We start from the raw sequence: 19,451 nt of genomic DNA on the forward strand, positions 1-19,451 counted from the left end.
TACTTTATGAGCAACGCAAACGTTTGCCAAGATGATAAAACTTATCAGAGCATAAGAAATAGTTATAATGATTGAAATGATGGTGTTATTTTTGTTTCAGATATACCCTAAATAATTCGAGGTGTGGATAGGCGATAAGCAAAGATAGGTAAGGAACATAGATACACACTGTGACCAAGCCAATCAAGCGGAGTCAACGCCCCTTCAACGTGAAATATGACAAGTATATCCTTCTATTAATGGTTCTTCATAAAGCGTAATTGCAGATCATGATAAATCCTTGGCAACGACTACCCGCACTGACGTTAAAGCAGATACAATATTTTGTGACATTGGCTCATTTGCGCCATTTTACGGAAACGGCAAGCCGATTATCGATTAGTCAGCCTGCATTGAGCAGTGCATTACGTCAAATTGAAGCTGTGATTGGTGGAAAATTAATAAATCGTACCGCGTCATCCGTGACATTGACTGAACTTGGTGCAGCTATTTTACCGCATGCTGAGCGTGTATTGAGTGTTTCTCAGCGTGCTTTTAGTGATATTCAGCAAATTATGGAAGAAGGCGGTGACGGGACATTGCGGATAGGTTTAGTGCCTTCTGTTAGCTCGCTACTTTTTCCTGATATCCCCACTCAATTAAGCCTCAATTTTCCTCGGCTCAAGGTTGAATTTTACGATAAAACCAATGATTCATTAGTTTCTCAATTAATGAATAACGAAATTGATTTTGGTATTGGCGTATTGGATAGTTCGGTACCTCGTGAATTACAGTTATTTGCCTTACAGGATGACCCATTTGTGGCAGTGATCCACCGACAAGATCTGCTAGCAGAAGGATTTCACCTTCCTTGGAAACTGCTGAATGGTCGTGATGTCGCTATATTTTCTAAAGGTAATATTCAGCGCCTAGTACTAGCCACTATCGAAAGCCACCGTTTGAAGCTTAATGTACGTTATCAAGTTGATTATATTGAAACTTTATATGGCTTAGTTCGCTCAAAATTGGCTATCGCAATTTTGCCCCAGTTGTATACGGCACACTTACGTGATCCTGAATTAGTGGTGCTACAGTTACAGCAACCCGAGCTTACCCGTACTGTATCATTGATGAGAGCTAATCAAACATTAACCCCCATGATGGAATCAGTATTTACCCTGCTTTTAAAGACATTAAAAGGGTAACTATTGGTGGATAGATTCATCGTGATCGCGTAAAGCAACATAAATCAGTACCAGCAAGGCGGTGATATAAAAGCGAAAAGCAGCTTGAATACTATTCCACTCTTTTGACATCCACATCGCAAACCACTCACCACCAATAGATATAAAAGCCACATGCCACAGCAGAAATGCAAGGGTAAGCCCTGCAATAGACCATTTTTTACTACGATTAAATTCAAAGGCACTTTTTTTGCAGTTTTTTAGTAGTGTGATCCCTCCATACCAACAAATTAAAGCACAAATAGTTTCAATTATAATAATCATGATATAAGCGACATGATGAAATAAAGTGGCATTAATAGCTCGATAGTCAACGGTTGCATTAGGAAAAATGCTATCCATGGAGAGAACATGTTGAATAAAGATAAAGTTAGTGGCGTAGTCTGTTAAATTATTAAATACGGCTAGAGAGATAAATAAGGCGATAGCACAGACGCATAGAGATTTTGACAGGCGAGTGATCATATTTTATCCTTAAAAATAATCATTCATGCAGAATAACACTCTTTGATTTATCTCTCTAACGAGTATCTGTATTATCAGACAAAATTTAGAGTATAGAGCTAATTTAAGTTTAATTAACTCTATTAATATTGAAATAGTAAAGAATATTATTCGTAATAAGTGCAATTAAAAGGTTATCTAATGAAAAAAAGCATTAAGCAGGCTCAATGGGGAATCGCCGTCATCGCAGCATTGACACTTTCGGCTTGTGATGATTTTAACCCTATGAGTCAAAAAGGAGAGTTTTATTATAGTAACCCAACGACGAATAATATTTCATTTAAGGTTGATGATAAGTCTTATGAGGTTTTACCTGGACAACGAGATATTATTAAACTTTCATCGGGAAAACATAAATTAGAAAATAGCCAAGGTGACATCTTTTCATTTATGGTTTTTGATAATAATAATGGTGGTATTATCAATCCAGATAATCATGTTTATTATACCCTCTCAGAAGCTTATGCTGTCGAGGGGAAGGCAGATCGCTTTAAACCTGCAACTTACGAAGTCGTGATTAATGGACATGAGTTAGAAATGGCGGTTAGAAGTGCGAATGCAACAGTAATTGATGCCAATATATTTAAATGTGATTATCCACTCGGTGAAGCCTTTCCTGATTCAATTACGGTGAATGATCGCAAATCAATAGGTAATATTCAATCTAAGTGCTTTGATAAGCCAGAGCTAGTCCAGTACATTGCGACAGAATATGATGAAAATATTTCGCCTAGCACTGCTGATGAAGCCACTCAAGATACAGTGAATATGCCATTTAACTATGATCTTCCTATCGCCGATTTCGCGAATCCAAAGCTGCAAGCAAAAGCAGAAGAGTTACTGGCACTACTTAAACCACTACAAGATACTAACGATACTGATATTCATGAAAAATTGAATAAGCAAGCTCATCAATTGATGATGGAGTTAGTGGATATACATGCGAATAGTGCTTCTTCTAGTGGTGTCGCAGAGAATGAAAAATATAATGATTTTGTTAGCAAAATCGGTGAATTACGAGGTTATGGCATTTGGGGACGATAAACCCATATAACAGGCTACACTTTGTAGCCTGAGGTTGCTGATGAAGCGGGATAAAAGCGTGGTTTTTCCCGCTCCGTGTTATTAGCCGAAAATCAATTCATTGATTTTCCTCGTTTATTTCAGAACCCCTAATGACTGCCGCCAAACATGATATGTTTGGCAACAGTCTGAGGCTACACTTTGTAGCCTCTTAAAGTTCTAGGTATTTTTAACGATGAAAACACTGTGACTGGTATAAATCAACGTACTCATTTCTACACGAAAAACGCGTTACTTGAGGTGTGATGGTGATATATCTTTTTAAGAATATGCTTATATTGTAACCAGAAAGTTCTTATGTGAAATAGTCTGAATAACTGGATGATAGCTTTATATAAACTCTATTTTATTTATGGGATAAATAAAATGAATACAATATTAAAGTCATTGTTTAGTGTTATTCTAATGGCGAGTCTACAGTTGTTTTCAATTACGGCGAATAGCCAGTCAATTATTGCAGAAAAACAACAGCCTGAAGTATTAGATTTGGTTTTTATACTCGATAAAAGTGGCTCAATGTCTGGATTTGAATCAGATACTATTGGTGGTTTTAATAGTGTATTAACTGAAAATCGTAATAAAAATGGCGATGTATTTATTACGACAGTGTTATTTAATAATAAAACAACTTTATTGCATAATAGGGAACCTATTAATAAAGTTAAAAACCTAACACTAGATGATTATAAAGTAGGTAATAATACGGCATTATTAGATGCTGTTGGTGATACCATTGTTAAAATACAAGAAAATAGAAAAATAACCAAAAATAATAATGTATTATTTGTAATCATTACTGATGGCGAAGAAAATAGTAGTCATAAATATAGCCAATCAAAAATTAAATCGATGATTAAATCAGCTGAAACTGAGGATAAATGGGATTTCATTTTCCTTGGTGCAAATATTGATGCGATCACCGCAGCAGATAGTATTGGGATTAGTCGCTCAAAAGCGACTGGCTATGTACAAGATGAAGTAGGTTATGACAAAGCGTATAAAGCGATAAATAATGCAGTTGAATCCAAGAAAAATTCCGCACCAATATCAGGGGAATGGAAAAAAGAAGTGGAAGCAGATGCGACGGATCGCGCTAAAAAATAAAGTGACATAGAGTTAAAGTAACTACTGACACCTCCCAGTATAATAATTGGGAGGTGTTTTTTTATTATCCTTTGGTTGGGATATGGCGTAGTAATGTTTCCAGTGGTTCAATAATAGCAATCACGACTTCATCATGTAATACCGCGCTTTTTTCCAATTGTTGAAAAATAGTCGTCTTACGTTGTTCAGTAAGTGGTTTATTTGTACTGTAATGTTCAACAAGTTCTAAGCCAATTGCCGATAGTTGCTGCATATTTTCGGCAACAGGAGCCAATCGTGCTAGGTTAACATTTTGTTTGATTAACGCTTGAGCTTGAGGAACATTATTTTGCCAACGTGTTAACTTATTTATGAGCCATTGCTGATTGGTTTTATCATTTGGTTTAGCCATTAAGGTATCAATATGTTGTTTGAATGCACGACCTTGAGTACTTTCTGCTGGCAAGGCATCGACAAAGCGGTTCAACGGTTCATATTGGTGATATTGGTTTTCTCTGAATTTTAAATGATGGCGAGTATAATAATGTGCTGGCTCAACAGTTTCAGCCAAGATCTGCAATGGTTCTATTTCAGCCCCATTTGCTAGTCGAGTAAATTCACGTGCAGTTTGGGCGTGTTGTTGCAAACCCACGGAAACGCTTGACCAAGCATCTGCGGCATTAAGGCGACGATACATATCCTCTTCATTATTAACATTTTGCGCAGACCATAAGCGTTCAGAAACAGCAAAAGCACGCGGCCATAACTTAACATCGATAATGGGGGCTCGAATGTTCTCTGCCCATAATGCGATTTCACCACCACGAATATTGCTCATTTTATCTGCATCAAGTGTTGTTGGTGCAATTCCTTCTGGAGTATCAGCTAAGCTAGTCCCTGTCGTTGGATAGCGGGTATTGCCAATCATCGTATAACCACTTAGTGACTGTTTGTTTAATATCACAACTGGGCGTGTTTCCCCCATCCAAGTATCCACGGAGAAGGTAACTTGGCTTGGTGACAGCCACTCTATATGATCCACCGCTCGGCGTGATTTTCCTGCAAAATCGATAAAACCTCTCCAGCCATCACTGCCTTTGATGAGTGTGAAGCTACCTTTCACCGGACTACCTTTAAGTCTTTCAATTTCAAACTGCCAACTTTGTGCTTGTTCACCTTGCTTAACATTGACATCAACAGTAAATGGGCGAGGCAATATTTCATTTCGATAATGGTAGGCCGCACTCTGTGATTGGTCGAGGTAGAACCCAGTGGATAAGAGACCTTGAAAGCCTTCTTGGGCACTATGGCCTAATGAGTCTTGGCCTTGCCATGATTGGATCACGATATTTTTAGAAAGCGTAGGATGCTGGATTTCATCCCAACCAACCATTTTACGTTGATGGCTGGTTAGAATTTTTTCGAGTCGCTGATTGAAATAGGCTTGTAAAGCATGGGTATCCTTCAGGTTGTTTTTCTTCATAAATTCCTGAATTAACGGATTGTTTTCCCACTGTGTTGGATCAACCTCATCTCCTCCAATATGAATATATTCATCAGAGAAGATGGTGGTTAACTCTTCAATTAGCGCATCAGTAAATTGATAAACTTGCTCTTGGGTTGGGTCGAGAAGTGGTTGATGAACGCCCCAGTGGCGTTGCATTTGATAAGGCCCAGCGGCACTGATCAGCTCTGGGTAAGCAACCGCAATCGCAGATGCATGCCCTGGAAAATCAATTTCAGGGACGACTCGGATACCTCTTTCTTTTGCATACTCGACAACTTGACGCATTTGTTGCTGGGTATAATATTGCCCATCACTCGCGAGTTGCTGTAATTTAGGGTAGCGCTGTGATTCGAAACGCCAACCCTGATCATCGGTTAAGTGCCAGTGAAATACGTTTAATTTAGCGGCAGCCATTCCGTCTATTTGACGTAAAATATCATTGATTGGTAAGAAATGTCGTGCTGAATCAAGCATTACACCACGCCAAGCAAAGCGTGGTTTATCGTTGATAGTGACTAAAGGAACAAAGGTGTTTTCACCATCGGTTTGGATCAGTTGTAGTAAGGTTTCCATGCCTCGCATTGCCCCAAAACGTGTTGCTGCTTTAATGGTTGAGCCATTACTATCAGTGATAAGTTGGTAGCTTTCATCCATCTGTACTGAAGGTAAGTTAGCAACTTTTTTCTCGATGAGAATTTTTATGGGTGCCTGAGCATTTTGGGCTTGATGTGGGGTTAATTGCCACCCAGTTTGAGCCTCTATCCTTTCACGCCAGCGAGCAGTTGCGTCGTTTAATTCATCACCTTCGATATAAATATCAAGTTCGTTATTAAGGATCCATTTACCGTCGCTATTTTTTACTTCAACCTGTTGAGGCCAAGGCATTAAAGGTAGTTCCGCTAAGGTTTGAGCGGATAAAGGTAGCGTATAAATAAGTGAGGATAGGATGATAGTAGAGGTAAGTTTGTTAGGCATAGAGCTCCCTTATTATACTCGTTCTTTCAAGTTGCAGGGTGACTAGGTTACGCTTGCCGAGTCACAGTGTTTATCTATGCTTCCCCGACTATCTTCGCTTGTCGTTGACCCGCAATTCGAATTATTTAGAGTATATTGTTTATTGTGAACGCTATATTGAGCATATATTAGACGATGAAGTCCAACATACATCATTAATAAAATGATATTGTTCACACTATTTTTTTATTGCAAAATAAGTATTTATAAGTGAAATTCATTCAATGCATTGATTTATAAACTCTTTCAATGGATTAGCTTAAAGATGGAAGGTTGTTGGATTGGAGAACAAAGATAGCGAGAGTGTGTCTGGCTCCCGCTATTTTCTGAATATCATGAGGCGTTTTTTATGGCCTCAAACATCCCTTGAGCTAAATATTCTTGAGCATTTTTGACACCCGGTAGGACAAAGTAATAACCGCCCCCGAAAGGCTTGATATAGCGCTCAAGTGGTTCTCCATTAAGGCGTTTTTGAGTATCAATAAAGCCTGTTTTTAGATTTTTTTGGTAAGAGACAAAAATCAGCCCCATATCCAGTAGACCATTAGATGTTAAGCCTAGTGAGTAGCTATAGCTACGGCGGCGCAATTTTGCGGTGTAGCGTTCAGGGTTACGAGGCTCTGCACGGCGCATATGAGAGTCAAATAAAATACGATCACCGTGAGGGTCTTTATCGAATTCAGGATCATCGTGTTCTTGTTTCATACCAATAGGGGCGCCGCTATTCTTATGGCGTCCAAAGTCATTTTCTTGATCTTCAAGTGGTGTGCGATCCCAAAATTCAAGATTAAAACGGATTAGACGTATAGCTTGATAGCTACCCCCTGTACACCAATTTGGCTCTTTACTCCCTGTCGTTACCCAAATCAATTCATCCATTAATTGCTTGTCATTGGTTGGTGCATTGCCTGTACCATCTTTAAAGCCAAATAAGTTAATTGGCGTTGAATGGTTGTCAATATCACGGGAAGGCAAGAAGCCATCTATTTTCCATAATGGGAACATGAATGGTGCGCTATGGCGTAATAAATCACGTACGGCATAAATTACGCTTTCTTGGCTGTTAGCACAAATTTGTAATGTGATATCACCGCCACACCACTCTTTTTCCAATCTATCATTCGGGAAGCTGGTCATTTCAACAAGGTGGTAAGGTTTGATTTTATCGAGGCCGAATCTGTTATCAAATAAACGGTGACCGAGAGAGACGGTAACTGTTAATGAATCTGGTTGGATATGGGTACCTAAAATACCTGACTCAGCAGGAGGCATGCGGTCATTAGCCGTTTTCGGTGATGTCTGCGCTTGGGTAAGATAAGCTATCCGTTTTGTTAGTATCTTAAATAGGGATTGTAGCTTATCAATAGTGTCAACGGTGACATTGAAGGCGATAAAAGTGGCATTCTTTTGCTCTGGTGTTAGTACACCTGCTTGATGCAAACCTTCAAATGCAATGGTTTTATCATAGGAAGGTTGGCAATTATTGGTTGAGTTATTTGCTTTCAAAGAGTTCGCCGCTAAAGATGGCGCAGCGATGACAGCACTGCTAATTGCCAAGGTTTTTAATGCATTTCGCCGAGAAAAACTGGCAGGTGCTGCGTGATCCTGTGGTTTTGCCTTCATGGCTGTTTGCCTCAATATTTGTAATACACGTCGACGCTGAGCTGAGACCTAAGCTGTGCAAGGTTTTCAGCTTGTTGCGTTAGCACAGAATAAAGTGCCATTTTATCTTGTTGACTTAACTGGCTATAAGGTTGATAGACACCTGTAGATGACCGATAACGTTTAAGAATTTTATCCGTTGTTTGGTCATTTAGTTGGATTGCTTGTAAGGTTTTAGGTGGGATGAAAGGGTGCAATACGGTTATTATTTCTTGAGAGCCTTGTAAATTAGCCGCAATATCAGCCAAGTCAGATTGACTGTATATGTTTTCTTTACCTGCCAGCTTGGTTTCGAGGATCATCTCAATGAAATCAGCCGCAGCTTGCACCAGCTTTGGTATTTCAACTGTTTCGCTCGCAACTCGTTTCTCCAAGTCACGGGCTTTGAGTAGTAATTCATCAGTTGCAATAAGCGCCGCTTTACGATCCTTACGTTCAAATAATTGGTATTCCACAAGGTGAAAGCCACTAAAACGATAATCTTTTTCACCATCAAGAAAATAGTCTGCCCGTGGGTTAATTGTTCGATCAGTATTACCAAATAAGATGATGATTGGACGAACAGATTCATAATACTGATGAGCATGAATATAGGCTTGTTGTGCTCCAGTTAAATCACCTTTTTTGAGATAATCATCTAAGGCTTCTAATTGAACAACCATTTGTTGCAGTTGTTTCTGAGTAAATTGCAAATAGCTTTGAATGGCGGCATGGTATTTTTCAGGAGTGGGGATATCACCCTTAGCAATAATAATGTTATCCCCCGTTTGTACAGGAGACCTTAATGCTTTAGCCGATGCGATATTTGGCATTGTTATCAATAAGGCCATACTGCAAAAGAATATAGTTTTTAAAGAATGCATGTTACGCATGTTTTTTGCTCCGAGAAAACAACGTGATAACCACGACCCAGTAAATAATAAACGTAATTACACTTAGCCAAATAGGTTGCGAACGGTAAGCAAAGAACGATGAAATAAAGTTGCCTGCAATATTTGAATCATCAAGTAATGCTGTTGTGTCCCATGCAGGGTAAATCAAAAATTCTGGAATGGAATAATCATATTCAATCAGTAAATTAGCGATTTCTTCGACACCTTTTAAGAGCAACGATAAAGCAAGAAACAGTAAGATCACGCCCGTGACTTTAAAGAAGATTTTCCAAGAGACAATGCGGTTGGTAAGGAGAAAGATATACAGTGTTAATCCTGCAATTAGAATACCTCCGCCAACTTCCATCGCAAATTCAGATGCATTTGTAGCATTGAGAGACATTATAAAGCTAGATAAAAATACGACGATTTCACTGCCTTCTCGTGCTATTGCAATAGCAATAATTAAAGCTGCTCCCCACCAATTATGATGTTGGGCATTACGATTTATGCCTGATTCGATTTCTGATTTCATGGAACTGCCATGTTTATTCATCCAATACACCATTTGGACAATTAAAATACAGGCAAGGAGCTCCATAAATACCATAAATAGGGATTGCCCTGTGTCATCAAGGACATTAAATACGCCATAAATTAATAATGCGAGTAGGATTGATACCAGTAGACCGAGAGCAACACCACCCCACAAAAACTTCATACCGTTACGAGAGTCTGGATGGCGTTTGATCCACGCATAAATAATGCCAATAACCAGCAGTGCTTCAAAACTTTCACGCCAGACAACAAATAGAACTTGCCCCATAACTTATCCTACTATTTCGCGATGATCTCACCTTTTGGGTGAGAGAGATGGAAGTCATCAAAAAAGGTATAGCTACCCGGTTTTAGAGGAGCAATAACCACAACAGAACTGGCACCCGGTGCAAGCACTTTTTCTTTACGCAATTGGGTACTTTCAAATTCAGCGGGTTCAGATCCGGTATTGGTGATTTTTATTCGAATGATGGTCTTAGCCGGAACCTCAAGTACCCTCGGGATCAAATCACCATTTTTCATTTCTAATTCAACAGTAAATTTTTCAGCAGCAAAAACCGTATTCGGTATTAGCGTTGAAAAAAACAATAGGGTAAGACCTAGTAGTGTTTTCATTGTGTTGGCTCTAATCATTAACCATATATACTCGTCATACTTCAAGTTGCAGTGTTGTTGACTGCGCTCACTCGCGCCAGTCACATACTTATGTATGCTCCTAGCGACTCATTCGCTTGTCGCCTAACTGCACCTCGAATTATTTAGAGTATCTACTCGTCATACTTCAAGTTGCAGCGCTTTTCGTTAAAATATGGTGACTTCGCTCACTCGCGCCAGTCACATACTTATGTATGCTCCTAGCGACTCATTCTCTTGTCGCCTAACTGCACCTTGAATTATTTAGAGTATCTACTCGTCATACTTCAAGTTGCAGCGCTTTTCGTTAAAATATGGTGACTTCGCTCATTCGCGCCAGTTACATACTTTGTATGCTCCTAGCGACTTAATCGCTTGTCACCTAGTTGCACCTTGAATTATTTAGCTAAAGTATGACTCATATTTAGTAACTGCCTTTACGCCCTACACCTGCATAATCAAATTCCCATGATACTTCAAAGGGCTTGAACCATGGCGCAACACCTGTTTCTTTATCAATATGACGACCGAAAACAGCTTGTTTATTGTGTGATGGTGGTGAGATCTTATAGGTCACACGATACTGGCCATTGCCGTCGAGTTTGATGTTTTCACCATAGTGAGGCCCATCGCTGGCAACCATTGGCATAAATGTACCGGTTTGGGTTTGTGGTTTATCACCGAGTTTAGTCACGGTGTATTCGATGCTGAGATAAGGGATCCAATCACCTTCAGCGAAGCCATTCGGATTATCTTCAACGGCGTGAATATCTGCTTCTAAATGGATGTCAGCTTTATCGGCAGAAAGATGTGATATTGCGTGATGTCCTTCTTCGGTATCCATTGTGATAGGTTGTAGATAAACACCTTGGATTTCCATTCCATTTTTAATGATGGGTTGACCCAGTGGATATTCTTGAGCAAAAGCCGTGATTGAAAACAAAGCTAAACTCGAAACAGCAGCCTTATAAACGAGTCTCATTATTTTGTCCTTACCATTATTTATTATAGGAACGCCAATGATAATCATTATTATTCCAGCTGTTCAAGTTAAACTTTAAGCTTGAAAATTTCATTTATCGCCAAATATATGAAAAGTTTTAAAAAAATAGTTAATGTAGAGAAGTTATTATTTTTAGCAAATTATCTTTATCAGCCAAAAATATTTATCGGAGAAATCTCTGGTCGTGATAGATTGGTTGAAATTAATTTATCACCATTTTGAATACTTATCTTTAAGGGGGTTAGGTATGCAAAAACGTTATCTGGATTGCAGTGCTTCTGAAATATCACAGCTCAGTAAAAAAGCTTTATTAGAAGCAATCAAAGGTAGTGAGGGGAGGTTATTGGTTTCTGAAACAATAGGTACCATCCAACCTGTTTTAATGAATGTCACCAATGCAGAGCTTGCAGCAAGTCAAGGGGCAGATATTTTATTATTAAATATCTTCGATGTGGATAATCCTGTTATTCAAGGACTGCCCGTTGATACGGCACCTCAAGACATTATTCGTACGTTAAAACACCTCACAGGCCGCACAATAGGCGTTAATTTAGAACCCGTACCGGCAGGTTTTTATAATCCTAATCAGGATGCGCAATGGCAAATCTCTGAAGGGCGTTTAGCCACAGTTAAAAATGCTATCAAATTAAAAGAGATGGGCGTAGATATTATTGTGCTAACCGGCAACCCCGGTAATGGTGTGACCAATCAAGAAATCAATCAGAGTTTAAAAGAGTTAAAAGCGGCTGTTGGCGATGAAGTAGTATTGATTACAGGTAAAATGCATGCTGCTGGGGTATTAAATGCATCGGCAGAGCAACTGATCACTGAAAGTGATATTCGTTGTTTTATTGATAGTGGTGCCGATGTGATTTTATTACCAGCACCGGGTACTGTTCCGGGCATCTCTGCTGAATTTGTGCAAAAAATGGTTGCTTACTGCCATTCACAAGGTGTGTTGACGATGACGGCAATTGGTACTTCACAAGAGGGTGCTGATTTACAAACTATTCGTCAAATTGCCTTGATGTGTAAAATGGCGGGCACTGATTTACACCATATTGGTGATTCAGGGTATAACGGCATCGCTTTACCTGAAAATATTTTAAATTATGGCATTGTAATCCGCGGGGTGAGGCATACCTATTCACGAATTGCTCGCTCCATTAATCGTTAATTTATGCGCAGAAAGCGATTTATTAAAATCGCTTTCTGCGTTAGAAATCTAATTAATCAATTAAAAATGAATGTTTATTAACTTGCCTTGGCGGTTTATCACTAATTCCACTTGTCCTTTAGGTAAAGTGTCAATAAGCTTTTTAACTTTAGTGACAGCATTTGCTGGATATTTTATACCATTGATACTAATTAATATATCACCATTTTTAAGTGAAAACTCTGAAGTGACCTTTTCGTTGTTATAGAATATTTCGATTTGGTTATTGTAAGATCTAAAGTTTATGTTTCGGTTTTTTTTTAAATTAATTTTTTGGGTTGTTACCATATTATAACAGAATAACATCTTATTTGGTGATAGCAGATATTTATCAAAAGATTCAAGTGTTGACATTCCTATTGCATAGGAATCATTATTAGTGATGTGAAACTCTTTGTCATAAAAATCACTATTATTGAATTGAAATTGTTTTATTTTATAATTTTTGTTATTGTTTTTAACAATACCTGAAAATTCTATAGAAATATTGTTATTAAAACTTTCAACTGGTTCTAGGACAGCGTTGGTTTTATTGTTATTAATATACTCGATAAGCTCATTAGAGATATAATTTGAGCTAGAGCCAGTATCGAGTTTTGTTGATACATATATATCATCATCAAAGTAAGTACGGAAATAAGGGGAACCGAAGGTATAATCATCATATGGGCTACATTGCTGATACTCACTAATTGGTGGTGGGTTGTCATAGATAGTGAGTATTTTATTTTTCCTATCAATCTCCCAGTTTAACTGTCTAAATATATCAACGCCTAAAATCCCCGAAATATTCTCACCGGTCGCTTGTGATAATAAACTCAGATCATCTGTCACCCAAAATTCACCTCCATCAAAATACTTAGTTCCAATAGAAAAAGGAATAGGGTGAACAAAGTTAATTTGCTCTAATTTTTTTTGACCACTTACGGTGTTAACAGTATTGAAATATTTATAATAGAGCTTAGGAAGCTCATTCATATTTTTTGTAAGTTTGCTTGCTAAGTTTTTATCTATTATTGAGGAGGATGAACCGGTATCTAGCATGAAAGTATATTTCTTCCCTTTGATTAATATGGGAACTAAAATATATTCCACATATTGATTTTTAAATGAGTGTACTAATATGGGAGCATTTTTTTTAGGAAGGTTAACACACCCTGATAATAGTAATGTCACAACTAAAATCGTTTTTTTAGAGATAAATAGTCTTGGGGTCATTATATTAGATACCTAATGTATTATATTTGATGGTTTTTTATAAATTGAAATTCGTTATATCAATAGGAATATCTATAAACAATAAACGAATAGTTAACAAACTATATAAGATGCTGTTTTTATTTTAATAATCAATCTAATAGACGTTTATATTTTAAGTTATAGATATAAAACAAATGACTAATTTAGTGGCCAATGCTGGGTGATACTTAGTCAGTAGCTTGATGAATGCCTGCTGATTAGAACTTCTCTAATGATAAAACGGTCATAGTTAAGATGATGACTTGTTAATATTATCGCTATAACTAATATTGTTTTCGGATTCTGGTTCAAGCCAATTAATTAATAAAATCAAACCTATAGCTATAGGGATGATAGAAAGTAATAATAAGCCTAAAGCCCATGAAGGGGGGAGAATTGAAGACAAAAATACCCATAACATAAAACAAATACCTAAAATGGTGATGGTGAAAATGATGCCATTCATGTTTTCTGACTTTCTCTTTGATGGAGAGAATTCAAATGTCTTTGGATCTACATCGAGTTTAGTAAAGACATGTTGGTTGATTTTCATGTTAGGAATTCTTGCTAACCCTTTAAGTATAGTTTTCAGCATCAATTTTCTTTTTTCTATTGGAGATAATGGTGAGCCATTAATCCAATTTTCGATGGGTAACTTATATTTCTTACTCTCATTAAGTGTGTTTTTATATTTAAAAACAAGATAATCAGGTCGATATCTACCACCTGTTTCGATATGCGCAACATATTCTGGGCAGATGTTTTCCCAGAGTATTTCAACGTTCATTTTTGGGGAGGGAACACAAATAAATCTAAATCCGTCATTATCTATTGAGCAATAGCCAACAGTTTTATTAAATCGTTTTAATAGAGTATAAAATGAAACTAATAGAATCGTCTCAATGGCGATAAACAGTATTTTTTCTAAGATGACTTCCCATAGAATGAAGGACGTTAAGGCACATATCAAAGCACAAAATAGCCATATAAAATAAACAGATGTTTGATTGCCATAGCCAACTATTGTGTTTATAGGGAGTTTCAGCGCATTTGGTAAGGGATAAATTATCGTTTCGACGTTAGCATAATGGTTATTATCGTTAGTTATATTTCTGTTGCTGCTAACACTATCAACACTAAAAGAGACATGGCTGTTATCGTTATATCTATTTCGGCTGCGCTTCTTGCTCTTACTCTTATTTTTCTTCATTTTTGGTAGTTAATATTTGGTGTTAGTAGTTCTAATGACTGGAGAATAATAGCATAAGTGAAATTTTATAACGATAAATAACAAAATATTCATAAGTTTGTTCTTATGGCCGTAAAATCTTCAAGATAGAACGTATGATATGAAGAAATGCAGGTTTATCGCTAAAAATTTGTACAATTTCCGCTATACTTCAGGTAAAATCTCGCCCATTTTTTAAAACAATAAAAGAAGTGAGCTATGTCGCAAAATACTAATGCGGTGCCAAAAATTGGTTTCGTTTCCCTCGGCTGTCCAAAAAACCTTGTCGATTCTGAACGTATCTTGACCGAGCTACGCACAGATGGCTATCAAGTTGTTCCAAGTTATGATGATGCTGATTTAGTCATTGTGAATACCTGTGGTTTTATCGATAGTGCGGTACAAGAATCGCTGGAAGCGATTGGCGAAGCATTAAATGAAAACGGCAAAGTGATTGTGACAGGTTGTCTTGGCGCAAAAGAAAATCAAATTCGCGAAGTCCATCCAAAAGTTCTTGAGATTACTGGACCTCATAGTTATGAACAGGTTCTAAATCATGTTCATCATTATGTACCAAAGCCTGAGCACGACCCATTTTTTAGTTTAGTCCCTGAACAAGGGGTGAAGCTAACACCGAAGCATTATGCTTACTTAAAAATATCGGAAGGCTGTAATCACCGTTGTACTTTCTGCATCATCCCTTCTATGCGGGGCGATTTAGATAGCCGTGAAATTGGTGATGTATTAAATGAAGCAAAACGTCTTGTTGCGTCTGGTGTTAAAGAGTTATTAGTTATTTCACAAGATACCTCTGCTTATGGTGTGGATGTCAAACACCGTACCGGTTTTTGGGATGGCAAGCCAGTGAAAACCAGTATGGTTGGTTTATGTGAGCAGTTAGCATCAATGGGTGTTTGGGTTCGTTTGCATTATGTCTATCCATATCCACATGTTGATGATGTGATCCCTTTGATGGCCGAAGGCAAAGTGCTTCCTTATTTGGATATTCCATTACAACACGCTAGCCCTAAAATTTTAAAACTAATGAAACGTCCTGGTGCAGTAGAAAGAACCTTAGAGCGTATCAAACGTTGGCGTGAAATCTGTCCTGAATTAACCTTGCGTTCTACCTTTATTGTTGGTTTTCCTGGGGAAACTGAGGAAGATTTCCAAATGCTGCTCGATTTTTTACAAGAAGCTCGCCTTGATCGCGTTGGTTGTTTTAAATATAGCCCAGTAGAAGGTGCGAAAGCGAATGAGCTTGCTGATCAAGTTCCTGAAGAGATTAAAGAGGAACGCTATCATCGTTTTATGCAGCTCCAGCAACAAATTTCTACACAAAGATTACAAGAGAAAATCGGTCGTCAGCTACCTGTTATCATTGATGAAGTTGACGAGGAAGGGGCGGTTGGACGTAGTATGGCTGATGCCCCAGAAATTGATGGCATGGTTTACTTAAATGGTGAATTTGATGTCAAACCTGGGGACGTAGTTAATGTACTGATTGAGCATGCTGATGAGTATGACCTTTGGGGTACAATTGTTACTGAATAATATTGGTTGTGTTTTGTTCTATTTGGTTTTTAATCTGGTTGGTTAGCTAATAAATTTTATTTAACATTGCCATCTATATAAATTTGTAAATAAAAGCCTGACTAATGAGTGATTAGCAGGCTTTTTTGTTTTTTATTATGGAGACTGTCTAGTTTATCAATATGTTTACTGATATTGTTCTAGATCAAAGGATAAAAATCTATTAATACATTATTTGATTTGTGATATTAAAATTTAATAAGAAATTGACATAATCACAGAATGACTTATCAATGTATAAGGATGGCTATGTCTGTTGATTTATTACCTTCAGTGGTTTTATCGGGTTCAGAAGAGCTAGAAAACGCTATTTCTTCAGAACTGCTTATTTATTTTTCGAGGCAAGCGATCGAAAATGCGTTAGCTCCTACCAATGATCAAACTATCAACGCCGCTTTAATTTCACCTGATGGGGAGCCAATATGGCTAAGTGAAGGGTTAGCAAAGCCATTTGCTATGACACCTATACTCTCTACTAATTGTTCCACAGAAGCACAATTTAGATTATTTTCTCAATCAATTAAACTGCCTGATGCCTTCTATTATCTAGCGCCCGTTTTTTGTGAACATAGAAATGTGATTGCTATAGTGGCTTTTGTTTCTCAAACGGTGGATAGTACTATTTTACTTGCGTTAGTCCATTCAGTTAGCCGTGAAATTAATGAAAAAATCAAACACCATTTGTACTTACAGCGGCTTGTGTTTGAAAATCATAGCAATATTCCTCCCCGTGAGCTTAATATTCAAGAGGTCGAAAAGGCAGCCATTATTGAAGCGGCTAAAGTTTGTCATGGCAAAATTCAAGAAATGTACCAAGTTTTGAATATGGGGAGAACCACGCTTTGGCGCAAGCTAAAACAGTATGAGATTAATATTAAAGAATATAAATAAGCGAGTTATTCCATTTCATTGTTAACCATCAGCGGACAACGGTTTCCGCCGATGGTTTTAGTCGTTATACCTAACCCATCGTCAATGTTGCAGAATCAGCCGATAGTGTTAATTTTGTATGTTCCGGCACAGATTGTATCTCTTCACCCAGATTTACCAACATTGGAAGTCCCATTTTTGCAGCAATAATGCAGGTGTGTGAATACGGTGAACCATTCGATAGCGCTATACCAACTACAGGTGTGTCTTTATAGCGCATGAGTTCTAAAGGCCCTAAATTATCAGCTAATAAGATGGTTGGTTCAGTTAAGGCTGGGTTAAGCGGATTTGTTGCACTTAGCAACAACAGCAACTGATTTTTTAAATCATCAATGTCGATATACCTCGCTTGTAAATATGTATCGTCGAGTTGCTGGTATTGTTGTGACATGTCTGCAAAAACAGACATTATTGCCTCAGCCGCCGTGCGATGCTGGCTGATGATCTGCTGTTTAATTGATTCAAGCAGCTCAGCGTCATCAAGTAATAAGCTGTGTCCATTAAAAATATCAGAAATACTTTTACCATACTGCTGACTTAATGAGTCCGCCAGTGTGGCTAGTTGAGATTGTAGCTGCTCAAGTGCTTGAGTCGCTTTAGTGATCTCTTGTTCACTAGTTTGATATGTTGGCAAGCTAAATTCTGTATTGACAGGTTTATGATAGGCAAACCCTGTCACCGAAGGGAGCATAGCCGCTTTTCCTATTAAGTATTTATCATCTGAGGTGGTGATATCGTCGCCAAAATTATGTTGAGCAAGTTGTTTAAATGCATTAATAGCGGCTTGGCTATCACTACCTTCAGCAATCAAAGTAATTTTGTCACCTTTGCGTACTTGTAATAACGCAATTTGATTCATGCTTTTCGCATCTGCACGCTTATCGTTATTGTGTAGTTCTACTTTGGCATCAAATCCAGCGAGTAATGAGGCAAGTTTCGCTGCGGGGCGAATATGTAACCCTGAAGGATTGCGTACCACCCATTGTGTTTTGAGTGCTTGGTGAGTAAAAACATTAGCTTGAGTTGGTTGTTGGTTTGATGTATCAACTTTGTCATTTAGTTGCTGCTGTTTTGCATGTAGCGCTTGATGTGCTTCATTCAAAATAGTTTCAATTGTGGCTCCACTCGAAGCTGCTGCTGTAATTGCAATTGTGCCTTCAACTAACGGCGCGCTACATAAATGAACTTTTTTTGCTAGTTCGGGGTCAAGAAGATCAAGAGCAGTTTCGGCACTCAGTAGCGCACTACCTAAATCCATTAATAGGATAATGTGTTCTGCATCTGATAGCTGCTCAACAGCTTCCATAACTTTGATGGCATCTGTACCAATAGGGTGTTGTTCATCATCAACTCCTGCTGCAATCACAATTTGGCAGTTTTGCTTGTTTTGCATTTGTTCGGCGAGTTGAAGCAGTCCGTCAGCGAGCTGTTTGCTATGAGAAATAATAATAAGACCGATCATATTCTTCTCCGTTACTTGGGCAGTGTATTTGATAATAGAGAAGTTTCGCTAAAAAAGAGAGCGCTTCAGAGGATATTCTGCAAGAAAATTGAAAAATATCAATGAAGCGCCATAACGGCTGACTGTGCTCAAAGATGTTTGCATTTTGTTGTGTGGCAACAAAGAGGCGAAAAAATTTTATTTCATTTAAGTAAAACGCTAATGTTTGTTCTTATTGAAATAAAAATTAAGGACAATGAAGAGACACCATAATTATGGTCTAAATATTGATACTAGTATGTTAATTTTGAGCTGAATTTTTTAGATTAGAAAAATTTTTAGATAATATTGTTTCACAAAGACATAACCTAAATTTAATGTGGTAAAGATGAAGGTGTCATTCGAGTTAATTGAAGGCGAAAATAAGTAATATAACTTAAATCTAATGTGTGAAATAGTTTCTGTATGAAATTAATAATTAACTTAAGTAACTTAATGAATAAACAAAAAAGGCTGACACAGCTAAATTTAACATGCGACAGCCCAGTATATTAATTTAGCTGTGTAAATTAATTACAGTTATTAAAACTGTAAAAATCTTAATATTCGAAATAAAACTACATCAAATAGTTAAATTTTTTGATGTATTAAAGCTAAAAAAC

Annotated in this window: 16 protein-coding genes; 6 read left to right on the forward strand and 10 right to left on the reverse strand. The window is 37.6% G+C overall.

Annotation, left to right across the window (positions count from 1 at the left end):
- Positions 1-269 precede the first annotated feature (269 nt).
- Positions 270-1,184: a LysR family transcriptional regulator gene (locus tag JI723_RS05170; protein WP_272580274.1), complete on the forward strand. Its 915-nt coding sequence runs from the start codon at positions 270-272 to the stop codon at positions 1,182-1,184.
- Here the strand turns inward: JI723_RS05170 and JI723_RS05175 are convergent, their stop codons facing one another.
- On the reverse strand, positions 1,185-1,688 hold the full coding sequence (locus tag JI723_RS05175; protein ID WP_283126400.1) for a DUF2165 family protein: 504 nt from the start codon (positions 1,686-1,688) through the stop codon (positions 1,185-1,187). It lies immediately after the preceding gene.
- Between the two features lie 180 nt (positions 1,689-1,868).
- Here JI723_RS05175 and JI723_RS05180 point away from each other — a divergent pair, with 180 nt between their 5' ends.
- On the forward strand, positions 1,869-2,771 hold the full coding sequence (locus JI723_RS05180) for a hypothetical protein (RefSeq protein WP_272580272.1): 903 nt from the start codon (positions 1,869-1,871) through the stop codon (positions 2,769-2,771).
- Positions 2,772-3,176: 405 nt separating this feature from the next.
- A complete protein-coding gene (locus JI723_RS05185; protein ID WP_272580271.1) occupies positions 3,177-3,914 on the forward strand; it encodes a vWA domain-containing protein in 738 nt (245 codons plus the stop codon).
- 64 nt (positions 3,915-3,978) lie between these two features.
- Here the strand turns inward: JI723_RS05185 and JI723_RS05190 are convergent, their stop codons facing one another.
- The 6 genes from JI723_RS05190 to JI723_RS05215 form a co-directional block, all read right to left on the reverse strand.
- Complete coding sequence (locus JI723_RS05190; protein WP_272580270.1) at positions 3,979-6,375, reverse strand: beta-N-acetylhexosaminidase; 2,397 nt, start codon at positions 6,373-6,375, stop codon at positions 3,979-3,981.
- Positions 6,376-6,747: 372 nt separating this feature from the next.
- A complete protein-coding gene (gene efeB / locus JI723_RS05195; protein ID WP_140181471.1) occupies positions 6,748-8,037 on the reverse strand; it encodes an iron uptake transporter deferrochelatase/peroxidase subunit in 1,290 nt (429 codons plus the stop codon).
- An 11-nt stretch (positions 8,038-8,048) separates the two neighbouring features.
- On the reverse strand, positions 8,049-8,948 hold the full coding sequence (locus JI723_RS05200; RefSeq protein WP_272580269.1) for an EfeM/EfeO family lipoprotein: 900 nt from the start codon (positions 8,946-8,948) through the stop codon (positions 8,049-8,051).
- On the reverse strand, positions 8,941-9,774 hold the full coding sequence (locus JI723_RS05205; protein ID WP_319066371.1) for an FTR1 family iron permease: 834 nt from the start codon (positions 9,772-9,774) through the stop codon (positions 8,941-8,943). Before JI723_RS05205 ends, JI723_RS05200 begins: the two co-directional genes overlap by 8 nt.
- An 11-nt stretch (positions 9,775-9,785) precedes the next feature.
- Positions 9,786-10,121 carry a cupredoxin domain-containing protein gene (locus JI723_RS05210; RefSeq protein ID WP_272580267.1) on the reverse strand — a complete coding sequence of 112 codons (336 nt, stop codon included), beginning with the start codon at positions 10,119-10,121 and terminating at the stop codon, positions 9,786-9,788.
- A 442-nt stretch (positions 10,122-10,563) separates the two neighbouring features.
- A complete protein-coding gene (locus JI723_RS05215; RefSeq protein ID WP_070926348.1) occupies positions 10,564-11,121 on the reverse strand; it encodes an iron transporter in 558 nt (185 codons plus the stop codon).
- A 268-nt stretch (positions 11,122-11,389) separates the two neighbouring features.
- On the opposite strand from JI723_RS05215, the gene JI723_RS05220 reads away from it, so the two are divergent.
- On the forward strand, positions 11,390-12,319 hold the full coding sequence (locus tag JI723_RS05220; RefSeq protein WP_337979822.1) for a DUF7916 family protein: 930 nt from the start codon (positions 11,390-11,392) through the stop codon (positions 12,317-12,319).
- Positions 12,320-12,379: 60 nt separating this feature from the next.
- Here JI723_RS05220 and JI723_RS05225 read toward each other — a convergent pair whose 3' ends face one another.
- Positions 12,380-13,576: an aspartyl protease family protein gene (locus JI723_RS05225; protein WP_337979823.1), complete on the reverse strand. Its 1,197-nt coding sequence runs from the start codon at positions 13,574-13,576 to the stop codon at positions 12,380-12,382.
- Between the two features lie 271 nt (positions 13,577-13,847).
- On the reverse strand, positions 13,848-14,807 hold the full coding sequence (locus JI723_RS05230) for a hypothetical protein (RefSeq protein WP_337979824.1): 960 nt from the start codon (positions 14,805-14,807) through the stop codon (positions 13,848-13,850).
- Between the two features lie 237 nt (positions 14,808-15,044).
- Between JI723_RS05230 and rimO the strand changes: the two genes are divergently transcribed.
- Both rimO and JI723_RS19890 read left to right on the forward strand, forming a co-directional pair.
- Positions 15,045-16,379, forward strand: a complete 1,335-nt coding sequence (rimO, locus tag JI723_RS05235) for a 30S ribosomal protein S12 methylthiotransferase RimO (protein ID WP_070926342.1) — start codon at positions 15,045-15,047, stop codon at positions 16,377-16,379.
- A 288-nt stretch (positions 16,380-16,667) separates the two neighbouring features.
- Positions 16,668-17,309 carry a helix-turn-helix domain-containing protein gene (locus JI723_RS19890; RefSeq protein ID WP_070926340.1) on the forward strand — a complete coding sequence of 214 codons (642 nt, stop codon included), beginning with the start codon at positions 16,668-16,670 and terminating at the stop codon, positions 17,307-17,309.
- Between the two features lie 70 nt (positions 17,310-17,379).
- On the opposite strand, the gene dhaM is transcribed toward JI723_RS19890, so the two are convergent.
- Positions 17,380-18,810 (reverse strand): dihydroxyacetone kinase phosphoryl donor subunit DhaM, encoded by a 1,431-nt coding sequence (gene dhaM / locus JI723_RS05245; RefSeq protein WP_272580256.1) that lies wholly within the window; start codon positions 18,808-18,810, stop codon positions 17,380-17,382.
- Positions 18,811-19,451: the final 641 nt, after the last annotated feature.

Source organism: Providencia manganoxydans, assembly GCF_016618195.1.
Taxonomy (GTDB): domain Bacteria; phylum Pseudomonadota; class Gammaproteobacteria; order Enterobacterales; family Enterobacteriaceae; genus Providencia; species Providencia manganoxydans.